Raw genomic sequence first — 19,582 nt, forward strand, 5'->3', positions numbered from 1 at the left:
TCATATATCAACGGCGGCATCCATAAAAAAACAGATGTCGCCGTTGATATTTCTTTATCGGAAAATTTAAACAGGCTAACATTTTCCCTCTTTATTATTTTGAGAGATCAAAGATCTTTTTTTATTTTGTTAAACATTCCGAGATAAAATATGTCTTTTTATGAATAAAGTTTTTCGATTCAAACCTCAAAAGAGACTCAGCTTACTCAACCCTGAGCGAAAAACAAAAGGACAACTAACCTTGTTCTTCGGAATGTGTATGGGTATAGGGAAAACCCACTTGATGCTACAAGAAGGTATCCATTTGATAAAAGACGGTTTCGATGTCGTTCTGGCAAATTATAACTCGCACGGAAACAAAGAGATAGAACGGTTAGCGGCACAAATAGAGCAAATCCCACTAAAAAAGAACGGAGAAATAAATCTCGACTATATAATCAAACGCGATCCTCAAATTGTTCTGATAGATGAAATGGCCCATCAAAATCCCAACGGCAGCCGACATAAACATCGACATCAAGATATAGAGGAACTGCTCGACGACGGAATACACGTATATACGACTCTAAGTGTACTGCAATTAGAAAGCAAAGCCTATTCTGTTCAGGAAAATACCGAATATTACACTACATGTACCGTTCCGGATATTCTATTCGAGCTGGCAGAAAAGGTGCATTATATAGATGCGTCTCCCCAAGAAATAGCAAAACGATTTCTCGACAAAAGTATTTATCTCGACCAACATTTAGGAGAGCATTATCGAAAAGCATTTTTTTCGATCAAGAACCTGCATTTGTTACAACGCCTTTGCAAACAAATGATGGCATTCCGCCGAAATGAAAAACAACGCCAGTACCTTTATGAGCACCATATGCAAGAAGACACCATTACCGGAGTAAAATTATTGATCTCCATTAATGAAAGTCCGCATATGGAAAGTTTTATCCGAAGATCAAAAAATCTATCCTACACCTTAGGGGTTCCTCTCTATGCCGTATATTTCGACTCTACAGGACAACTGACAAATAAAGAACAAGAACAACTCAATAAAAACATCAGCATGGCCTACCGATTAGGAGTATTTGTTATCCGGTCAACAGGTGAGAACTGGGTATCGAGCATGCTGGATGTAATCCGTATCGAAAAAATTACACATTTAATTTTCGAGAGACTTCCGAACGAAAAATATATAAAGCGAATTTTCAGACGAAGCGAACTGGATCGTCTTATCTCTAAATGTAAGAATCTCGATATTTACATTCTTTCGAATGAGAGTATTCTTGAGCGGAAAAAGAAATTTTTCCAAATCAATACATCGGGGTTCAAGACCTCGATCTGGAACTATATAAAATCGGCGACAATAACATTATCTGCAGTAGCCATACTGAGTCCCTTTATCGGAATGGTAAGTGAAGTATCATCCGGATACATATTCCTTATTATTCTTGCATTACAGTCTATCTATTTCTCAACCGGACCGATCCTTTTATCGGCTTTGCTGAGTGCAGGAGTATATGATATATTCTTTACTATCCCTTACGGCACACCATCCCTTTCCTCTCCTGACGACTGGCTACAATTTTTTATGTTCCTTGCTATCCCGTTTATCAATATCATGCTGGCTACCCGATTAAGGAAACAAGAACAGCAAAGCCGAAAAAGAGAACGGATATCAAACACCATGTTTAATTTTTCAAAACACCTTAGTACCGCCAGCGGAATTAACTCGATTCTCGAAATATCAGCAAAAGCTATCAACGATAGCTTCAAACTAAAATGTGCATTTATCTTGAAAAACAATAAAGGAGGATTAAGCAATTCTACCTCGCCTCACAGTAATTTCACACTTACCAGCAATGAGTTTAAAGTTGCACAATGGGTTTTTGACAAGGGGAAACAAGCTGGTAAGTCAACAGAAAATTATATGCATGAAGAACGCACATTCTATCCGCTCAACAGCCTTAAAATGAAAATGGGAGTCGTCGTTCTCGAATTTAAAAAATTATTCGATGCCGAAGAAGAGCTACTGTGGCTTACGTTGAAAAGGCAAATCTCAAATGCACTTGAACGGGAATATTTGAACGATATGGCCAGACAAGCCTCTATATTAAGCGAATCAGACCGATTGTATAAGACTCTTTTCAACTCTATATCTCATGAATTACGTATTCCGGTAACCTCGATTCTTTCTGCTTCTGAAACCTTGAAAGAGATAGAACAAGGTATCAGCAAGGATATAGGTGAAGAAATTTATATGGCTGCCCAAAGACTACACCGGCTTATCGAGAATCTGCTCAGTATGTCGAGATTAGATTCCGGCAGGCTTTCTCCTCGTTTCGACTGGTACGATGTACATGATCTTGTAAATTCGGTAACCGGGTTACTCAAAAACGAACTAAAAGAATATGATCTTTCTATAAATATTCCGGACGATATGCCTTTGGTACGCATCGATTTCGGACTCATCGAACAGGTGTTGTACAATTTATTATACAATATCACAGTATATGTCCCGTCTCATACATTGATCGAATTAGATTTCCAGCACGACGGAACAAATTTCTGCATATCTATTACCGACTACGGGAAAGGATTTGCAGACAAAGATTTACCCTACATCTTCAACAAATTCTACCGGGGTGAATCGGGAATTACAGGAGGATCGGGTCTCGGATTATCCATTGTCAAAGGATACATAGATATCCACAAAGGTCAGGTAGAAGCCAGTAATGTTACCGGAAAAGGAGCAAATATTTTCATCCGTATTCCCAGTATGTTACCTTTGATAGATAATTTTTGATTTTTACTAATACATATAACATGAACAATAACAGTATCTTGATTATAGACGACGAAGTACAGATACGACGCTTATTGAGCATTACTTTGGAAATGAGCAAATATAAAGTATTGGTTGCCTCTAATGCCAAAGAAGGATTAATGGCCGCCGCCATGCATTCTCCGACATTGATTATTCTCGATCTCGGATTACCAGATGAAGACGGACAATCTGTTCTGCGAAAACTACGAGAGTGGTATAAAAATCCCATTATCATTTTATCTGCACGCACGCATGAAGAAGAGATTGTAAAAGCCCTTGACTCTGGAGCGAATGATTATCTGACCAAACCGTTTCATAATGGCGAGTTATTAGCCCGCATCCGGTCGGCAATACGTTCTATTCGGGAAGAAAAAGACCAATCGGCAATTCTCTCATTCGGCGATTTAACCATAGATATGCTAAACCATTGCGTAAAAAAGAAAAACGAAATTATAAAATTGACAAGTACTGAATTTTCGATATTGTCTCTAATGGCACAAAATGCAGGGAAAGTCCTTACCCATCAATATTTGCTGAAAGAGGTATGGGGTGTAGCCTATCAGAGCCAACCCCAATATTTACGGGTATTTATAGCTCAATTAAGAAAAAAGATCGAAAACGATCCTTCTTTCCCGACATTTATTCTTACCGAATCAGGAATAGGATATCGTTTCAGCGAACAAGCAGAGAGATAAACAATTCCTTATAAACCTCTGTTTCCAATCACGGTCAATAACAAACAATATATACAGTTTTATCATGGAAGTTATCAAAATATATCCGGAAAACCCGAATCCAAAAGAAATAAACAAAGTGGTTAATGTCCTCAAAGAAGGAGGACTGATAGTATATCCGACAGACACTGTATATGCGATCGGATGTGACGCTCTTAATGTTCGTGCCGTTGAACGAATATGCCGCCTAAAAGGCATTAATCCTCAAAAAGTCAATCTATCGATCATTTGCTATGATCTCAGCAATATCAGTCAATACGCTAAAGTAAACAACGAACATTTCAAATTGATGAAAAAAAATCTACCGGGTCCGTTTACATTCATACTGCCTACTCACTCCAATCTTCCAAAGATTTACAAAAACCGTAAAACAGTGGGAATTCGTGTCCCTGACAATTCTATAATTCGGGAAATCGTACATCAGTTGGAAAATCCGGTACTAACAACTTCAATACGTGATGAAGACGAGATTCTGGAATATACTACTGATCCCGAACTTATTGCAGAAAAATATGAAAATGACGTCGATATTGTCATCAATGGGGGATATGGAGGCATAGAGGCTTCTACTATTGTCGATTGTAGCGAAGACGATGCATTCATCGTCCGTGAAGGGAAAGGAAAATTGATTTGGTAACCCAATGATACTTAGGGACAGTCGTTTAATTCCGTCATTATGAGTCAATCGGCAGACTGTCCCGGTAATTTTCGATCGAACTCATCTTTTTATATTTTCGGCTCCGTTTCGGAGCCCCTTTTTTCATTTTTGGACCCAACTGGAGCCAATACTCCAGTGAAAGGGCCGTTTCTCACTCACCTCGAACATCAGGCAGCCTGAGCAATTTCGTTGACTTCCCGCCGGACGAGCTGTACTGCATTCGCCTTGTGGATGCCAAAGAAGATGTACAGGATTTCGGTCAACTTCGTCCTTGCCTTGATGCGTTTCAGGCCATAGTGTTCCTTCTGCGTTCCGAACGAGCCTTCCATCCTCGTTGCCCTCACCCTCGCCAGCTCGTTGCGGATGATGTCGTTCTCTTTCTTTTCCAAGGACGGACGGCCACGCTTGACGAATGACGTCTGTATTCCTCTATCCTTGCAGTACCCCCTGTTGGCGCTGCCGGCATAGCCTGCATCTCCTCCGACCTTCTTCGCGTCCACACCGAAGAGCTTTCGGTGCATCTTCAGGCAGTGCGTAAGCCTGGTTCCCTCGTTGAAGGCATTGAATGACAGCTTCTCGATGAATGAGAGTCCGTCAACCTGGATGTTGTTGCACTTCGCACCGAACTCTACGCTCTTCACTTCCTTGCCTCTCACGATTGGCCTCACATACGGCTTGCTGATGCTCACTATCCTGTCCTTGACACTCTCGCGAGGATTGTTGTTCTCGAAGTGGGCCTTCTGCTGGCGGTACACTCTTGTGATGATTTCAATATCGCTCTTCTGTCTGGCTGTCAGCAATTTCTCCGCGCCTGCATTCTCCCTCTCCAGTGTGCGGGTCTCCTTCAGTATCTTCCCCAAAAGGTTGAGCAGGCGTCTGGTCAGTTTCCTGGTCTGGACTTTCGTATGCCTGCGCCGCTTCCTGTACGACAGGTTGGCCTTCTCTACGTCTACGTACTTCGTCCTCGGACGGTGCACATTCAGCTTGGCACTCAGAGTGCACATTATCTCATATGACTTCTCTATTCCTTCCCACAGAAGCTTCGCATCCGTAGGATAGCGCATCTCGCTCTCGTAACAGGTTGCATCCGTATACATCGTATCCAGGTCCTTCATGTACGGTTTCCAGGCTCTTGCCAGTATCTCCTGCTGCTGTTGGATCTTCAGCCCGCGGGCCAGCTCCGAAAACACGTCGTCCAGAAGTTTGTAGTTCGTCAGAGGATGCATCGGGTCTATTCTCAAATCGCAGAAGAGCTGATAGTGGACGTTGCCGTTAAGATGCTCCATCAACTTCGGGCTGCTCAGACCTGTGTACATCTTCAGGAACATCAGCGCAACCTTGCCCTCCGGGGTGAAGTATGTTTTTCGCCCTTTCTTCGCTCTCATGCTCTTGCTTATCAGTCCAAAGTTCTCTGCCATCTCACCAAGCGGCAGCCTCTTCCTGATTTTTCCCAGCTCGCTAGTCTCGAACGTCCGCCTATACAATTCATAAAAATCGAACTCCGTGAAAGGAAGATCGGGTGATATTTCAGAGAAATTTTGTACCTTAGCCATGCAGATTAATTTTTGCGATACCTCCAAATTTGGCTTTTCTAGGGCAATTGGAGGTATTCTTTTTATCTTTAGCTAAGATACAAATTTTATATTACATTGGCAATCAATTCATTATAAAGTTTTATTCTTTTTACGACAGTCCCTACTTAACCTTTAAATTCTGTTTAAAGTCTCCGATAAAATAATCCGGACAAATACTTAATCCTTCTTTGAATTTTCTTTCGTCAGATAAGCTGCCATCATACTCACAAAAACAGAAAAATATTCTCAAAAACAAAAGACTTCGATTGACATCGAAGCCTTTTGTATAAGAAGTTTTTCAGATCCGAAGCCGGAAGTCAATTCACTATTCTTCATAAGGTGTCTAAGAGTAAATAAAATAACATGCTTTGATGGATTCACATCCTAAAACAATTACTTTTCCAAAACCTCAGACCTGAAAAACTATATTGTAATTATAATTTATGTGCATCTCTATGCCTATGTCACTAAGATGTTCTTTTCAGAACATATTTTATTATTATCATCGCAAAAATAGTCATTTTATATGATGAAATAAAATTTAATACTAAATATTTTTTACATCATAGATCAACACCCGTAGCTATCAATTTATTTTTCAATGGATTAGAATACATTTCAAGCATCCTTTCAAGAAGAAACGCCTCATCCTTCTGCGGTAAATCGATCTTATCTAACTGTTTCTGCATATAATCCATAAAACGACGTTTCTCTTCTGTGGAATAATTTCTTGAAAAACGATCTGTATGGTACAACTCGTCATAAGCGACATAATTACCCGAATAAATCATGTAATTTGAATGAATTGCTTTATCAATAATACGGGTTATACAATGCAACACATCCGATTTTTCACAACAGTCTTCCAATTTTTCTAATTCTCCGTTAATAACCGGCGATAAATGAAAATGAATATGCCCCTTATAACCGGATATTCCCGTTTCCATACTGAAAAGATCATCCTGAGGTTGTTTCTTGTAATCAGGATTATCCCGTTTCATCTGATACTCTTTTGCTTTTAAATAGTCACAAGGATCATATTCATAAGATATAGAAACCGGAACAATATTCAACCCCATAATGTTCGTACGCATATCGCTTCCACCCCCGAGATTCAGCATTTTGATAACGCTTTCCTGCGTTTGGTCCTCAGAATTTTTAGAACGTCCCTCACGTTGGGCAATCCATAAAGATTGATGTTTTATCTTAATTGCGAAATTAATATAATTAGATAACCGGCGAGAAACCTCAAGCATGCGTCGGCGAGGTACATTACGGTTTACGATAACGCTTTTATTTACCCGTACCAAATCTGAAATCCACGGATACACCAATAAATTATCCCCGATCGCCACTTCACTGGTTTCAAATCCGTGAGCATCGAGCATCATATTCAGGAAAGAGGCATCTAAAACTATATCTCGATGATTTGACATATAGGTATAATTACCTGACGGAGACAAATTTTCAAGTCCGCTCGCATCCACTCCTGAAGTAGAGCGTCTCGCCAAATCGTTTAATACAGGAATAGCCAATCGTTTTTGAAATTCTCTTTTAGTAGTACATTCTTCCATTTGGCGACAGAATGCATCCACATCCGGAACAACGAATTTTAAAGCATGCCGAAACTTTTCTTCTTTTGTGAGCGACCTGATAATGTCAGGAATCTCCTCGTCATAAAAAGGACGTATCTCGTCAAAATCAAATAGTTGTCTCATAACTTTATCATTTTACAGATCATAACAGAGCTCTTCATAAGAATCGTTATCTTCACAACATTTCATCTTCAATAATCTCCGACAAAACCTGTTTCATCTCCATTCCGGCAGCTTTTACCTGCTGAGGGATAAAGCTGGTCTCGGTCATACCCGGAGTCGTATTTACTTCTAACAAATAGGGTTCTTTGCCCACGATAATATAATCGACACGGATAATACCTTTGCACCCCAATATATCATAAATAAAAGATGTCCGCTCCTGTACCTTAGCTGTCATTTCCTCAGATAAACGGGCAGGAGTGATCTCTTCTACTTTGGAAGCCGTATATTTGGCTTCATAATCAAAGAACTCGTTTTTACTCACGACTTCGGTAACCGGGAGTACGACATCCCGTTTCCGGGTTTTATAACAACCGCAAGTGATTTCCGTCCCTGCCATAAAAGCCTCGATAATAACTTCTTTCCCTTCATCAAAAGCTTTCTTTATAGCCGGCTGTATTTCTTCTTCAATCTTTACTTTCGTAGCTCCGCAACTCGATCCACCTACATTAGGTTTTATAAAGCAAGGTAAACCAATCTGCTCTACGATCTCCCGGTCAGAAACAGTCTGCCCGTTTCGCAATACGATAGAATGCGCAATAGGAATACCGAACGCATGCAGATAGCGATTACACACAAACTTATTGAATGTCATAGCCGAAACCAAAGTATCGCAAGTCGAATAAGGCAAACCTATCATATCTAAGTAGCCTTGTAAACGCCCGTCTTCACCGGGAGTCCCATGTATCGTAATATAAACGAAATCAAAATGACGAATCCGTCCACCTTCGACAAAACTAAAATCATTTTTATCTATTTCAGAAGTTTCTCCGTCAGGCAACTCAACAAACCATTCGTCACGAGTCAATTTCACGATATATATGTCGTAACGGTCTTTATCCATAAAAGAATAAATCCCTTGCGCACTTCTCAACGAGACCGGAAACTCCGAAGAATATCCACCGGCTACAATAGCAATTCTACGCTTATCCATGTTTATAGCAATAAATATACTTAAAATATTTTATATAATGATCTTTATTCAACCAATTTCTCTATTCTGCATGTATGAACGCCATTTTTCGATCAACAAGCTCATATCCTCCGGTATCTCCGAATCAAAAAACATCTCTTTTCCCGTAATCGGATGTACAAAACCCAAAGTTTTGGCATGTAAGGCATGACGGGGACAAATATCAAAACAATTTTGAACGAACTGTTTATATTTGGCAAAAGTCGTTCCCTTGAGTACCTCATTTCCTCCATACCGAGCATCATTAAACAAGGTATGACCGATATATTTCATATGCACCCGTATCTGGTGCGTACGCCCGGTTTCCAAACGACATTCTACAAGAGAAACATATCCCAAACGCTCGAGAGTCGTATAATGAGTTACGGCATGCTTACCATAATCGCCCTCGGGAAACACGGTCATTTGCAAACGATCTTTCAAACTACGACCTATATTTCCTTCGATCCGACCTTCGTTCTCCTCCATTCTTCCCCATACCAATGCAACATACTTCCGTTTTGTCGTTTTATTAAAAAATTGCAATCCCAAATTCGTTTTCGCTTCGGGAGTTTTAGCGATCACCAACAGACCCGAAGTATCTTTATCGATACGATGCACCAATCCTAAACGAGGATCGGAGACATCGAATAAAGGATCATTTCTAAAATAATAGGCTAATGCATTGACCAATGTTCCTGAATAATTGCCATGTCCCGGATGCACGACAAGACCTGCCGGCTTATTCACAACCAGCACCTCTTTATCTTCATATACAATATTAAGGGGAATATTTTCCGGTATGATTTCCGATTCATAACGAGGTCTGTCCATCACTACCGAAACAACATCCAACGGTTTTACTCGATAATTAGACTTTACCGGATTCCCGTTTACCAATATACAATTAGCTTCGGCAGCTTGTTGAATTCGGTTTCTCGATGCATTCTCGATGCGAGCTACCAAAAATTTATCGACCCGTAGCAAATTCTGACCTTTATCCGCAACAAACTTAAAATGCTCATACAGAGCCGGAATTTCTTCATCCCCCGTCTCCAGTTCTTCACAGTCGGTCTCTATGTCCGTGAGCTTCTCATCCATTATTCCATCCACTCCTCTCCCACAGAATCTTCACTCATAATAATAGAGTCTTCTATAATTTCCGCCGTTCCATTTCCAACGAATAATTTCAATCGGGAAGATACGGGCAATTTCAATCCTTTCTCTACTGATACTCCATTATAAACGACATCCAACACAAGATCTTTATATTCCGAAGCTACATATTCGATCTCCGGTTGCGAAAGACCTATCCCTTCAAGAATAGCAACAGCCTGGCGATATGACATATCTCGAACATCCGGTACTGTAACTTTTCTGGGAAGATTAGAGTTTATCGTCAGAAAAACAATTCTATTTTCTTTTACAGAAGAATTTTCCCGAGGTATTTGTTCTACAACTGCGCCCCGAGGAATATTGTCAACATACACCGAGTCGATGACTTCACTACGCAATCTATAGCGAGAGAAAAGATCTTTTGCATCTTCAGCCTGCATACGTTTGACATCGGGAACCGTTACCGACTCCCCATGTCGGGTGTAAATATCCAAACCATGTAACACGATCCAAACCAATGCCACAAAAACTAATCCGATAAAAATCAAATGTTTAAGAATCGGATGATTTTTAAAAAACAGAATGATTTTTTTCACTGCTTTTCAATTATACATATTAGAATTGGCAAAGATAGATATTTTGATCGGTTTTCCAATCAAGCTAATTTATTTTAATAATCATACATCAAAACCTCCACGAAACAAAGAATTCCCGATTCATAACTTAAAAAATCTAATATGGTTGATTTTTGCTTCTAAAACGTTTACCTTTGCGAGCAATATTCTCCCGATGGAGAATAAAAAATATTCTAATCTGAAAATACTTTTTCAAATATGAAAAAAGGATCTGTCATATGGATTGTAGCATGCGCTATTCTTGTTGTCATTTTGGTAATCGCTGCATATTTTATTTACTCACAAAAGAAAGAGATGGAAGATTTCAAAACGCAAGTTGAAATCGAAAACGAACGGAAAGAACTTGAAAAAGAATATGCCGACCTCGCATTCCAGTATGACCAATATGAAGGTGGAAAAATATTATTGAACAACGACTCTTTAGTACAAAAGTTGGATGCCGAAAAAATGAAAGTCCAACGTCTGCTCGAAGAACTTCGTACCGTCAAAGCTACTGATGCCGCACGCATCAATGAACTGAAAAAAGAATTGGCTACATTACGAAGCGTAATGCGTAACTACATCATACAAATCGACTCCCTCAACTCCCTCAACAAAAAGCTGATGGAAGAAAACAAATCTGTCACCAGTAAATATCAGGCCGTAGCCCAAACTGCTTCTCAATTGCAAAAAGATAAAGAACAGCTCAGTCACAAAGTTACGTTAGCATCAAAATTGGATGCAGTCGGAATCACGGTTACACCGATCAATAAAAGAGGCAAGGAAACCAACAAAATCAGTAAAATCGAACAAATAAAGGTATGTTTTACCATTGCCAAAAACGTAACGGCCGAAGTCGGTGAAAAATATATTTATCTCCGGATTATGAAACCAGACGGGGATATTCTGGTAAAAAGTCGGGCAGATTTATTTCACTACGAAGATAAAGAAATCAACTTCTCTACTCGCAAACTTATAGAATATGACGGAGAAGAAATGAATTTGTGCCTCTATTGGAATGTCGAAGAATTCTTATATCCAGGGGATTATCGGGTCGATATCTTTGCCGACAATTATATGATCGGAAGCAAGTCATTTAGCTTAGAAAAATAACAATAGATCAACAAAATATTGTAGAACTGTCTGTTGCCGAAATATGAATCATATTTCGGCAACAATTTTTTGCTTCCCCTTTTATTAAAAAAGAATAAAAACAGAAAACTAACCGAAAGAAAATCTTGTTATGTTAATATTCACAATATATCTTTGCCGGTAAAAGATAGAGCTGTGAAGTCTCTATTTTTTTAACGCAGAAAGATTGTTTATGCAACAATTGCATATTTAAGAATATAATGCGAGATTTGAGAAATAATATCTAAACAACGAACAGAATGAAAAAATTAATTGTCCTCTGTTTACTCATCATTGGCGGAAGTAATGCTATCGCACAACAGGTTTTTACCCTTGACTCGTGCCGGAATATGGCAATAAACAATAACAAACAGATACGTATTGCCAACGAAAAAATAAAAGCAGCCGGTTATGAAAAGAAATCGGCATTTGCAAATTATTTGCCCGGATTCGATGCAGTAGGCAGTTACATGTATAATTCAAAAGAAATCTCTCTATTAAGCGATAAACAAAAAGAGCAATTATCAAATGCAGGGACAAATACATTAGCTCCTATAATGCAACAAATAATAGCTCAACATCCCGAACTCGGACCACAACTTCAACAATTGGGTGCTGGCATAATAAACTCGGTAAACGGAGCAGGACAATCTTTAGTAAATGCTCTGCGTACCAATACGACCAATATGTTCGGGGGGGCAATTACGCTTACCCAACCTATTTATATGGGAGGAAAAATAAGGGCCTACAATCAAATCACCAAATATGCAGAAGAACTGGCAAAAACTCAGAAGAACACAGCAGTAAAAGACCTTGTATTCCAAACGGACGAAATCTATTGGCAAGTGGTATCGTTGGTATATAAAAAGAAACTGGCCGAAAGTTATGTCAATCTTCTAGATTCTTTATACCAAAATGTCGAAGCAATGATAGCAGAGGGGGTTGCAACTCAATCTGACGGGCTGACTGTTGCAGTAAAACAAAACGAAGCACAAATCACTTTAACAAAAGTTTCTGACGGACTCAGCCTCTCTAAAATGCTTTTAGCACAAATTTGCGGATTACCGATAAACATGCCTTATACTTTAGCTGACGAAATAGAAGAGTTACATGAAGAAAACTTTCCAACTCCGACAAACTCCATCAACATGGATGAAGTATATGCCAACCGCAGTGAAATACAGAGCCTCACATTAGCGACCGAAATTTATAAACAAAAACAAAAAGTCGCGCTTTCCGCCATGTTGCCTAACCTTGCGTTGACAGGCAGTTACATGTTCTCCAATCCGAATGTTTTCAACAGTTTCGAAAAGAGAGTAGACGGATTTTTCAATGTAGGTGTAATGCTTAAAATTCCGGTTTTCCATTGGGGAAAAGATTTTTATAAAGTAAAAGCGGCTAAAACAGAAAGAAATATCGCTCTTTTGAATTTAGAAGAAGCTAAAGAAAAAATCGAATTACAAGTCAATCAGGCTACGTTTAAAGTAAACGAAGCAAATAAAAAACTGATTATGACACGCAAAAATATGGAAAAAGCAGAAGAAAACCTTCGTAACGCCCAAATCGGATTCGAAGAGGGAGTTCTTACGACCGATAATGTACTGGAAGCTCAGACTGCCTGGTTACAAGCCCAGTCAGAAAAAATAGATGCCGAAATAGACGTCCGCTTATGCGAAGTTTATTTGTCTAAGGCTATGGGATTAATGAAATAAAATAGGAAACGTAAAAAACAAACGACAATGGATACTCCTCAAAGAAAAAAAGAAAAAAGTCTGATCATCGGATTAGTCGGACTCATTATCGTGATCATCATTCTCGCAATGATCGGATTCTTCATGTTGAAACCGGGTGACGAAACCATACAAGGACAAGCAGAAGCGACCCAAGTACGGGTATCGGGAAAACTTCCGGGACGTATTGTCGAATTTATGGTGGAGGACGGACAAAGCGTACATAAAGGCGATACTCTTGTCCGCATCTTTTCATCCGATGCCGAAGCTAAACTCATGCAGGCTTCTGCTATGGAGAATGTATATAAGGCCCAAAACCAAAAAGTAGATAAAGGAGCACGCATAGAAGTAATAAACTCGGCTTATGATATGTGGCAAAAAGCAATAGCCGGACTCGATATTGCAAAAAAATCATACGACCGGATGCAGGCTCTTTTCAAAAAAGGTGTGATTTCTGCCCAAAAACGCGATGAAGCCGAAGCAAACTATAACGCAATGAAAGCCACCGAAAGCGCGGCAAAATCTCAATATGAAATGGCAAAAAAAGGTGCGCAAATCGAAGATAAAGAGGCCGCGGCAGCAATGTTGCTGGCAGCAAAAGGAAGCGTGGCTCAAGTCGAATCGATATTGGCAGACTCATACCTGACAGCTCCGATCGACGGAGAAATATCCGATATATTCCCTAACGAAGGCGAGCTGGTAGGTACTGGAGCTCCGATTATGAATGTTCTGAATCTGAATGACATGTGGGTTACATTCAACGTAAGAGAAGAACTCTTGCAGAACCTGACTATGGGAAAAGAAATACCGGCAATAATTCCGGCTTTAGGAAACAAAGAAATCACTTTGAAAATTTACTATATAAAAGATTTAGGCACTTATGCTGTATGGAGAGCGACAAAAGTAAGTGGACAATATGACGCCAAAACGTTCCAGATCAAAGCTCGTCCGACAGCTCCGGTAGAAAACCTGCGTCCGGGAATGTCTGTCTTGCTGAAAAAATAATTAGTTACATCCGAGTCCGCCATCTTTAACGGACTCTCAATACAAAAATTACATGCCAGAAAAAAAATCGGTTACAAAAATTCTTTGGGCAGTCATCATAAGAGAATTGCACCGGCTGGTTTCCAGACCGATATACATTTTCTGTATAATAATAGCACCTCTCATCAGCTATCTTTTTCTGTTAACTCTTATGAACGAAGGATTACCGGAAGAGATTCCTACCGCCGTCGTCGATCTCGACCATTCTGCAGCATCGAGAAATTTTATCCGGCAACTCGATGCAATGAGTCTGACACAAGTTACAGAGCAACCCAACAGCTTTACAGAAGCTCGAAAATCGCTGCAAAAGGGAGAAATATACGGGTTCTTAGTGATACCGGAAAGTTTCGAAGCAAAAGCTATGGCCGGCCGCAGACCGGAAATATCGTTTTACACCAATAACGCATACTACATACCTGCGTCTTTGTTATATAAGAATTTCAAAACGATGTCGGTACTTGCCTCCGGGGCTATCGTACAGCAAACCTTACTCGCCCACGGAGAATACGGATATGAAATTATGCCCCAATTACAACCTGTGCCTACGGCAGTACATGAATTAGGTAACCCTTGGATAAGTTATTCTGTCTATTTGAATAATACATTTATTCCGGGAATGCTGCAAATAATGATATTATTGACAACCGTATTCAGCATCGGAACAGAAATCAAACACGGAACATCCAGAGAATGGTTAGCTCGATCACACAATTCGGTCGTATTGGCTATTACAGGGAAATTACTTCCGCAAACCGTTCTGTTTTTTATCATGGGAGCATTACTGCAATCTATGCTCTACGGATACTGGCATTTCCCATTACACAACGGAATCTGGCCGATGCTGGCGGCAATGTTCTTGTTGGTTCTTGCAAGCCAAAGCTTCGGCGTTATCATGATGAGTATAGCACCATCGTTAAGAATAGGGTTGAGTATAGCCGCATTATTCGGAATCATTTCTATTTCGATTACCGGATTTTCATTCCCCGTGCCTGCCATGTATCCGCCATTTCAGTTATTGTCAAACATATTCCCGCTACGACATTATTTCCTGATATACGCAGATCAAGCACTGAACGGCATACCGTTATATTACAGCCGAATGTATTATCTGTATTTGTTCCTTTTTGCCATAGCTTCTTTACCGTTACTGAAACGACTCAAAACCGCTTTGCAAAATCAAGTATATGTCCCTTAGCAATAAGCAGGATAAAAAAGTATTAAGATGAAACTACAAATATTCGAATCGATAAAAACCGGGATACTGGATATCTGCTATATCTGGAGAAAAGAGTATGTAACGGTATTCCGGGATTTCGGAGCATTGATTTTTTTCTTTGCCCTGCCATTTGCATATCCGATATTATATGCTCTTATTTATAATACTGAAGTCGTACGGGATGTTCCGATGGTTGTAGTAGATAACGCCCGCACTCCGTTAAGTCGTGAATTATGTAGGAACATGGATGCAAGCCCGAATGCAAAGATCGTATCTTATTGCGCTAATATGGATGAAGCAAAAAAAATAATGTATGAAAAGAACTGTTACGGCATTATGCTCATTCCGGAGGATTTCAGCAAAAAACTTATGCGAGGAGAGCAAAGTCCGGTTATTTTTTACTCAGATATGAGTATATTACTTAACTACAAAGGATTTCTGATCGCTTTGACAGAAGTGACGATGGACTTAGGGTCAAAACTACAAGTCGCCGCATTAGGTGGTGCGACCCCCGAACAAGCTAAAATGGCGATGTCTCCTATTCCATACAGTTCTATAACTCTCTATAACCCCGAAAGCGGTTTCGCATCGTTTCTTATTCCGGCAGTCTTGATATTGGTTTTGCAACAAAGTCTTATTTTAGGAATCGGACTTTTAGCAGGGGGAATATACGAACACAAGAAATTGCATAGATATTATTCCAACCGGGAAATGATGCATAACAATATCATGCATATTGTTTTTGGAAAAGCGATATGTTATTATAGCCTTTACATTGTCTCCACAATGTATATATTACACGTAGTACCTTGGCTATTCAAATATCCTCAGATAGGAAACCAATGGGAAATATACGCGTTCATCGCACCATTTTTATTATCGTCCATATTTTTCGGAATGACACTCTCTATATTTGTAAGAGAACGGGAAACATCGTTCCTACTGTTTGTTTTTACTTCATTGCTGTTTCTCTTTATTTCAGGTATTACATGGCCACGTTATGCAATGCCCGAAATCTGGAAAATAATAGGAGCTATCATACCTTCAACATGGGGAATCGAAGGCTTCGTCCGCATGAATACTACAGGAGCTAGCATCAGTGACGTACATGATGCATTCATTAATCTGTGGATACTTACCGGAATCTATTTTATAACAGCATGTCTGGCATACAGATATCAAATATGGAAAGATAAAAAAAGAGGTTTCAGAGGAAAGATAGAAGAAAACTATCAAATATAAGAGGCTGTCTAAATCCGAAATAGATCAAAAAGATTACACACTTTATATGAAAAATGCCCCTAATATCGAGGGGCATTTTTCATATAACAAATAAAAAGCGAACAGTTTATTTGATGCGATGAGGCTTAACCCCCTCAAACGTTATTTTAACAGGAAGAATATATCCGTCCTTATCAAAATACATCCGGTCGATACACGTTTCTCTATGATTCTGATTGGTATCACCTAAAGGTCTGCGATGATAAACGATATACCATTCGTCTTTCCCGGGAATCTGAATCACCGAATGATGTCCGGCTCCGGTTGCTACATTATCATCCTGTTGCAATATTTTACCGATACGTTTGAAAGGACCAAAAGGAGAATCGGAAATAGCATAAGCCACGCTATAATCAGAACCACCCCAGCTACCTTCAGACCACATAAAATAATATTTGCCGTTTCGCTTCAACATAAAAGGCCCTTCTACATAATTTTCAGGAGTAACCGATTTATATAAAGTACCGTCATCAAACGGAACAATGCTCAACAAATCATCACTCAACTTTACCATATTGCAATGATGCCAGCCTCCGTAATACATATAATAAGAGCCGTCATCATCACGGAATACGAACTGATCGATAGGTTGTGCGCCATTCACGATTTTATCGATCAGCGGTTTTCCTAAAGCATCTTTGAAAGGTCCCTCCGGACGATCGGCAACTGCTACACCTATACCACCGTATTGGTCATTATTCTGAATATCATTAGCCCCGAAAAAAAGATAATATTTCCCGTTTGCCGAAATTACCGACGGAGCCCACAAAGCAAACTCAAGCCACTTTATATTCTCAATCGAAAGGACTTTCGGATGCTTAGTCCAGTGAACAAGATCTTTAGACGAAAATGCGTCCATATATGTCTGCACATTGTAAATTTGATGCACAGCCCGAGTTTTTTTGCCCGTATCCGGATCTTTTCCATCAGCAGTTACCAGTCCGGACAATGTAGGATATATCCAATATTCATCTCCATACACAATAGCTTCAGGATCGGCATACCATCCGGGCAAAATAGGATTTCCGCTCGTTTTTTTCTTCTTTTGAGGAAAAGCTAATACCGACACACAGCAAAAAAGAAATAAAAAGAAAATTTTTTTTGTAACCATAATTTAACCCGATAAAACAAAAAACGCCCTTAACGGGCGTTCTTTGTAATTAAATAAATTTTTATTTTACAGACAATTTATAAGTAGCTACATTACCCTTCGCATCGGCAACTTTTACCAAATAAATACCTTTTGCCATAGACAAAGTACTCAATCCGGCAGCCACCTTAGTTTGAGAAATATTCTGTCCTGCGAAATTATACACATCAACAGTCAACGACTCAGTAGCAGACTCGATGCAAACAGCATTTGTCATGCCCCAAACTTTTACACCTTCAATTGTTGCCGTAGAGATAGAAGAAGGATCATAGTCGGTATCCAAATATACACCATGGATATTCGCACCGGCATCGGTCCTAAATACCATATACAAATCATGCACACCTTCTACTTTTGATGTCATAGTTCCGGCAGTTTTCTTCGGAGTGGCCCAGTTACTTGTACCCTGAGCCTGTACTGTTGCCAATTTCGTATCATTTTCCAATACCGATAGATCGCTATAATCATCATGATCCAAGTCGATATAGAAATCGAACGTACTGCTTCCCAAAGACGCCTGGTCTGAAGAATGATCTACCAAAATACGAGTAAATTGTCCATTTTGGAAATCAACGTCAACAAATTTCAAAACCACACCATAAGAAGTATAACCGATATTAGAAGCCTCAAATTTCAGATCATCTGAACCGTATGCCATAAATTCAACGGTGTTCTCAATACCCCCCATCGAATCGAAATGCATGCCATAAGCGTTATCAGTAAGAGGTTCGTCTATCAACTCTATCTTTTCAGGTTCATCATCTTCTACTTCCCAAGGAGTTCCTTCAATCAATTGAATTTCTTTCAAGTTTGTAGCACCCGTCCATTTTACATAAAGATCATGCACACCACTGATATTTTTCTCTAAGTTTTTTGCCAATGTACCGTAAACAGTCCAATACCAATCACGAGCCGTCCATATTCTAGCAATCATGTTATCTTCACTATCCGTACCATCAATATAAATTTCAAGGAAACCATTCGGATTAGTAGACCCTCCATGAGTAGAAACCACAGCTATCTGTTGATATGTATTTCCATCTTTAAAATCTATCGACGGAAATTTAACAATCAACCCTTCTCCTGTATTTCCCCAAACACCATCATTTAATTTAGCATCTGGACATACTTCCGGATTCACAACAGAACCTGCACTTGCCGGAATTGAATAATAATCATACGTCGGATCAGGCATTTCCCCTTGTTCTTCTTCAGTAAATTCATTGTTATAGAACACGATCTTTTTCAGATTACCCTCACAGTTATTATAGCGCATATATACTTGATGCTTTCCGGTAGGCCAAGTAAAACCATCAGTACCTTCAGGATAAAAATTATACCGGTAAGTACGATAATATTGGAAAGCACCCGTACCTTTAACATCAATTTGCGTAAACAGCAAACCTCCGTTATCCGGATCTCCCATATAGAAATCCAATGTACCTTCCGTATCCGGATTTTCATGTGCAAATTCCGCACCATTAGCTACATAAGTCGTTCCGTCTCCAAAATCGATTTCTCCTAAACAAATCGTTGTCCCGGTTTTTGTATTTCCCAAACATTTGTTCACAACATCAAAACGTCCATCATTTATAATTTGCACACCGCTTTCTTCTGTCATCTTAATGACAAGGTCCTCAGCAGAAGCCGTTGCGAACATTCCGGCAAAAAGCCCTAATAAAGTAATTGTTCTCGTTTTCATAACATACAATTTAAAAGTTAATGTATATAATAATTAAGTTGT

At 39.5% G+C, this 19,582-nt stretch carries 15 protein-coding genes; 8 read left to right on the forward strand and 7 right to left on the reverse strand.

The genetic code is table 11. The features are described 5' to 3' along the window. Positions 1–160 precede the first annotated feature (160 nt). From AC0UMU_RS06795 to AC0UMU_RS06805, 3 genes are all read left to right on the forward strand, one after another. On the forward strand, positions 161–2,800 hold the full coding sequence (locus AC0UMU_RS06795) for an ATP-binding protein (protein ID WP_009319683.1): 2,640 nt from the start codon (positions 161–163) through the stop codon (positions 2,798–2,800). A gap of 20 nt (positions 2,801–2,820) precedes the next feature. Continuing rightward, entirely contained in the window at positions 2,821–3,516 is a 696-nt protein-coding gene (locus tag AC0UMU_RS06800) for a response regulator (RefSeq protein ID WP_122304185.1), read from the forward strand. Between the two features lie 64 nt (positions 3,517–3,580). Then, entirely contained in the window at positions 3,581–4,192 is a 612-nt protein-coding gene (locus AC0UMU_RS06805; protein ID WP_009319685.1) for an L-threonylcarbamoyladenylate synthase, read from the forward strand. Between the two features lie 188 nt (positions 4,193–4,380). Here AC0UMU_RS06805 and AC0UMU_RS06810 read toward each other — a convergent pair whose 3' ends face one another. The 5 genes from AC0UMU_RS06810 to AC0UMU_RS06830 form a co-directional block, all read right to left on the reverse strand. After that, the gene (locus tag AC0UMU_RS06810; RefSeq protein ID WP_288641156.1) at positions 4,381–5,766 is read right to left on the reverse strand and encodes a transposase; all 1,386 of its coding nucleotides are present in this window, start codon (positions 5,764–5,766) and stop codon (positions 4,381–4,383) included. Positions 5,767–6,350: 584 nt separating this feature from the next. Further along, positions 6,351–7,505 carry a 1-acyl-sn-glycerol-3-phosphate acyltransferase gene (locus AC0UMU_RS06815; protein ID WP_122337269.1) on the reverse strand — a complete coding sequence of 385 codons (1,155 nt, stop codon included), beginning with the start codon at positions 7,503–7,505 and terminating at the stop codon, positions 6,351–6,353. A gap of 52 nt (positions 7,506–7,557) precedes the next feature. After that, positions 7,558–8,538: a D-alanine--D-alanine ligase gene (locus AC0UMU_RS06820; RefSeq protein WP_022390835.1), complete on the reverse strand. Its 981-nt coding sequence runs from the start codon at positions 8,536–8,538 to the stop codon at positions 7,558–7,560. A 48-nt stretch (positions 8,539–8,586) separates the two neighbouring features. Further along, complete coding sequence (locus AC0UMU_RS06825) at positions 8,587–9,657, reverse strand: RluA family pseudouridine synthase (protein WP_122337270.1); 1,071 nt, start codon at positions 9,655–9,657, stop codon at positions 8,587–8,589. Next, positions 9,657–10,268 carry a PASTA domain-containing protein gene (locus tag AC0UMU_RS06830; protein ID WP_278714104.1) on the reverse strand — a complete coding sequence of 204 codons (612 nt, stop codon included), beginning with the start codon at positions 10,266–10,268 and terminating at the stop codon, positions 9,657–9,659. Before AC0UMU_RS06830 ends, AC0UMU_RS06825 begins: the two co-directional genes overlap by 1 nt. A gap of 237 nt (positions 10,269–10,505) precedes the next feature. On the opposite strand from AC0UMU_RS06830, the gene AC0UMU_RS06835 reads away from it, so the two are divergent. From AC0UMU_RS06835 to AC0UMU_RS06855, 5 genes are all read left to right on the forward strand, one after another. After that, on the forward strand, positions 10,506–11,399 hold the full coding sequence (locus AC0UMU_RS06835; RefSeq protein WP_009318906.1) for a DUF8429 coiled-coil domain-containing protein: 894 nt from the start codon (positions 10,506–10,508) through the stop codon (positions 11,397–11,399). Between the two features lie 278 nt (positions 11,400–11,677). Further along, complete coding sequence (locus tag AC0UMU_RS06840; RefSeq protein WP_022390833.1) at positions 11,678–13,129, forward strand: TolC family protein; 1,452 nt, start codon at positions 11,678–11,680, stop codon at positions 13,127–13,129. Between the two features lie 27 nt (positions 13,130–13,156). Beyond that, on the forward strand, positions 13,157–14,152 hold the full coding sequence (locus tag AC0UMU_RS06845; protein ID WP_278714107.1) for an HlyD family secretion protein: 996 nt from the start codon (positions 13,157–13,159) through the stop codon (positions 14,150–14,152). A 52-nt stretch (positions 14,153–14,204) separates the two neighbouring features. Beyond that, positions 14,205–15,386: an ABC transporter permease gene (locus AC0UMU_RS06850; protein WP_278714110.1), complete on the forward strand. Its 1,182-nt coding sequence runs from the start codon at positions 14,205–14,207 to the stop codon at positions 15,384–15,386. 27 nt (positions 15,387–15,413) lie between these two features. Next, positions 15,414–16,649 (forward strand): ABC transporter permease, encoded by a 1,236-nt coding sequence (locus tag AC0UMU_RS06855; protein ID WP_278714112.1) that lies wholly within the window; start codon positions 15,414–15,416, stop codon positions 16,647–16,649. A gap of 106 nt (positions 16,650–16,755) precedes the next feature. Here the strand turns inward: AC0UMU_RS06855 and AC0UMU_RS06860 are convergent, their stop codons facing one another. Together AC0UMU_RS06860 and AC0UMU_RS06865 are read right to left on the reverse strand one after the other, a co-directional pair. After that, entirely contained in the window at positions 16,756–17,799 is a 1,044-nt protein-coding gene (locus tag AC0UMU_RS06860; RefSeq protein WP_009318911.1) for a glycoside hydrolase family 43 protein, read from the reverse strand. A gap of 61 nt (positions 17,800–17,860) precedes the next feature. Then, positions 17,861–19,540, reverse strand: a complete 1,680-nt coding sequence (locus tag AC0UMU_RS06865) for a T9SS type A sorting domain-containing protein (RefSeq protein ID WP_288641164.1) — start codon at positions 19,538–19,540, stop codon at positions 17,861–17,863. Between the last annotated feature and the right edge of the window lie 42 nt (positions 19,541–19,582).

Source organism: Coprobacter fastidiosus (genome assembly GCF_982245605.1).

Coding starts and splice junctions, on each gene's coding strand:
- AC0UMU_RS06795 (WP_009319683.1), top strand. CDS start 161: ATGAATAAAGTTTTTCGATTCAAACCTCAAAAGAGACTCAGCTTACTC.
- AC0UMU_RS06800 (WP_122304185.1), top strand. CDS start 2,821: ATGAACAATAACAGTATCTTGATTATAGACGACGAAGTACAGATACGA.
- AC0UMU_RS06805 (WP_009319685.1), top strand. CDS start 3,581: ATGGAAGTTATCAAAATATATCCGGAAAACCCGAATCCAAAAGAAATA.
- AC0UMU_RS06810 (WP_288641156.1), bottom strand. CDS start 5,766: ATGGCTAAGGTACAAAATTTCTCTGAAATATCACCCGATCTTCCTTTC.
- AC0UMU_RS06815 (WP_122337269.1), bottom strand. CDS start 7,505: ATGAGACAACTATTTGATTTTGACGAGATACGTCCTTTTTATGACGAG.
- AC0UMU_RS06820 (WP_022390835.1), bottom strand. CDS start 8,538: ATGGATAAGCGTAGAATTGCTATTGTAGCCGGTGGATATTCTTCGGAG.
- AC0UMU_RS06825 (WP_122337270.1), bottom strand. CDS start 9,657: ATGGATGAGAAGCTCACGGACATAGAGACCGACTGTGAAGAACTGGAG.
- AC0UMU_RS06835 (WP_009318906.1), top strand. CDS start 10,506: ATGAAAAAAGGATCTGTCATATGGATTGTAGCATGCGCTATTCTTGTT.
- AC0UMU_RS06840 (WP_022390833.1), top strand. CDS start 11,678: ATGAAAAAATTAATTGTCCTCTGTTTACTCATCATTGGCGGAAGTAAT.
- AC0UMU_RS06845 (WP_278714107.1), top strand. CDS start 13,157: ATGGATACTCCTCAAAGAAAAAAAGAAAAAAGTCTGATCATCGGATTA.
- AC0UMU_RS06850 (WP_278714110.1), top strand. CDS start 14,205: ATGCCAGAAAAAAAATCGGTTACAAAAATTCTTTGGGCAGTCATCATA.
- AC0UMU_RS06855 (WP_278714112.1), top strand. CDS start 15,414: ATGAAACTACAAATATTCGAATCGATAAAAACCGGGATACTGGATATC.
- AC0UMU_RS06860 (WP_009318911.1), bottom strand. CDS start 17,799: ATGGTTACAAAAAAAATTTTCTTTTTATTTCTTTTTTGCTGTGTGTCG.
- AC0UMU_RS06865 (WP_288641164.1), bottom strand. CDS start 19,540: ATGAAAACGAGAACAATTACTTTATTAGGGCTTTTTGCCGGAATGTTC.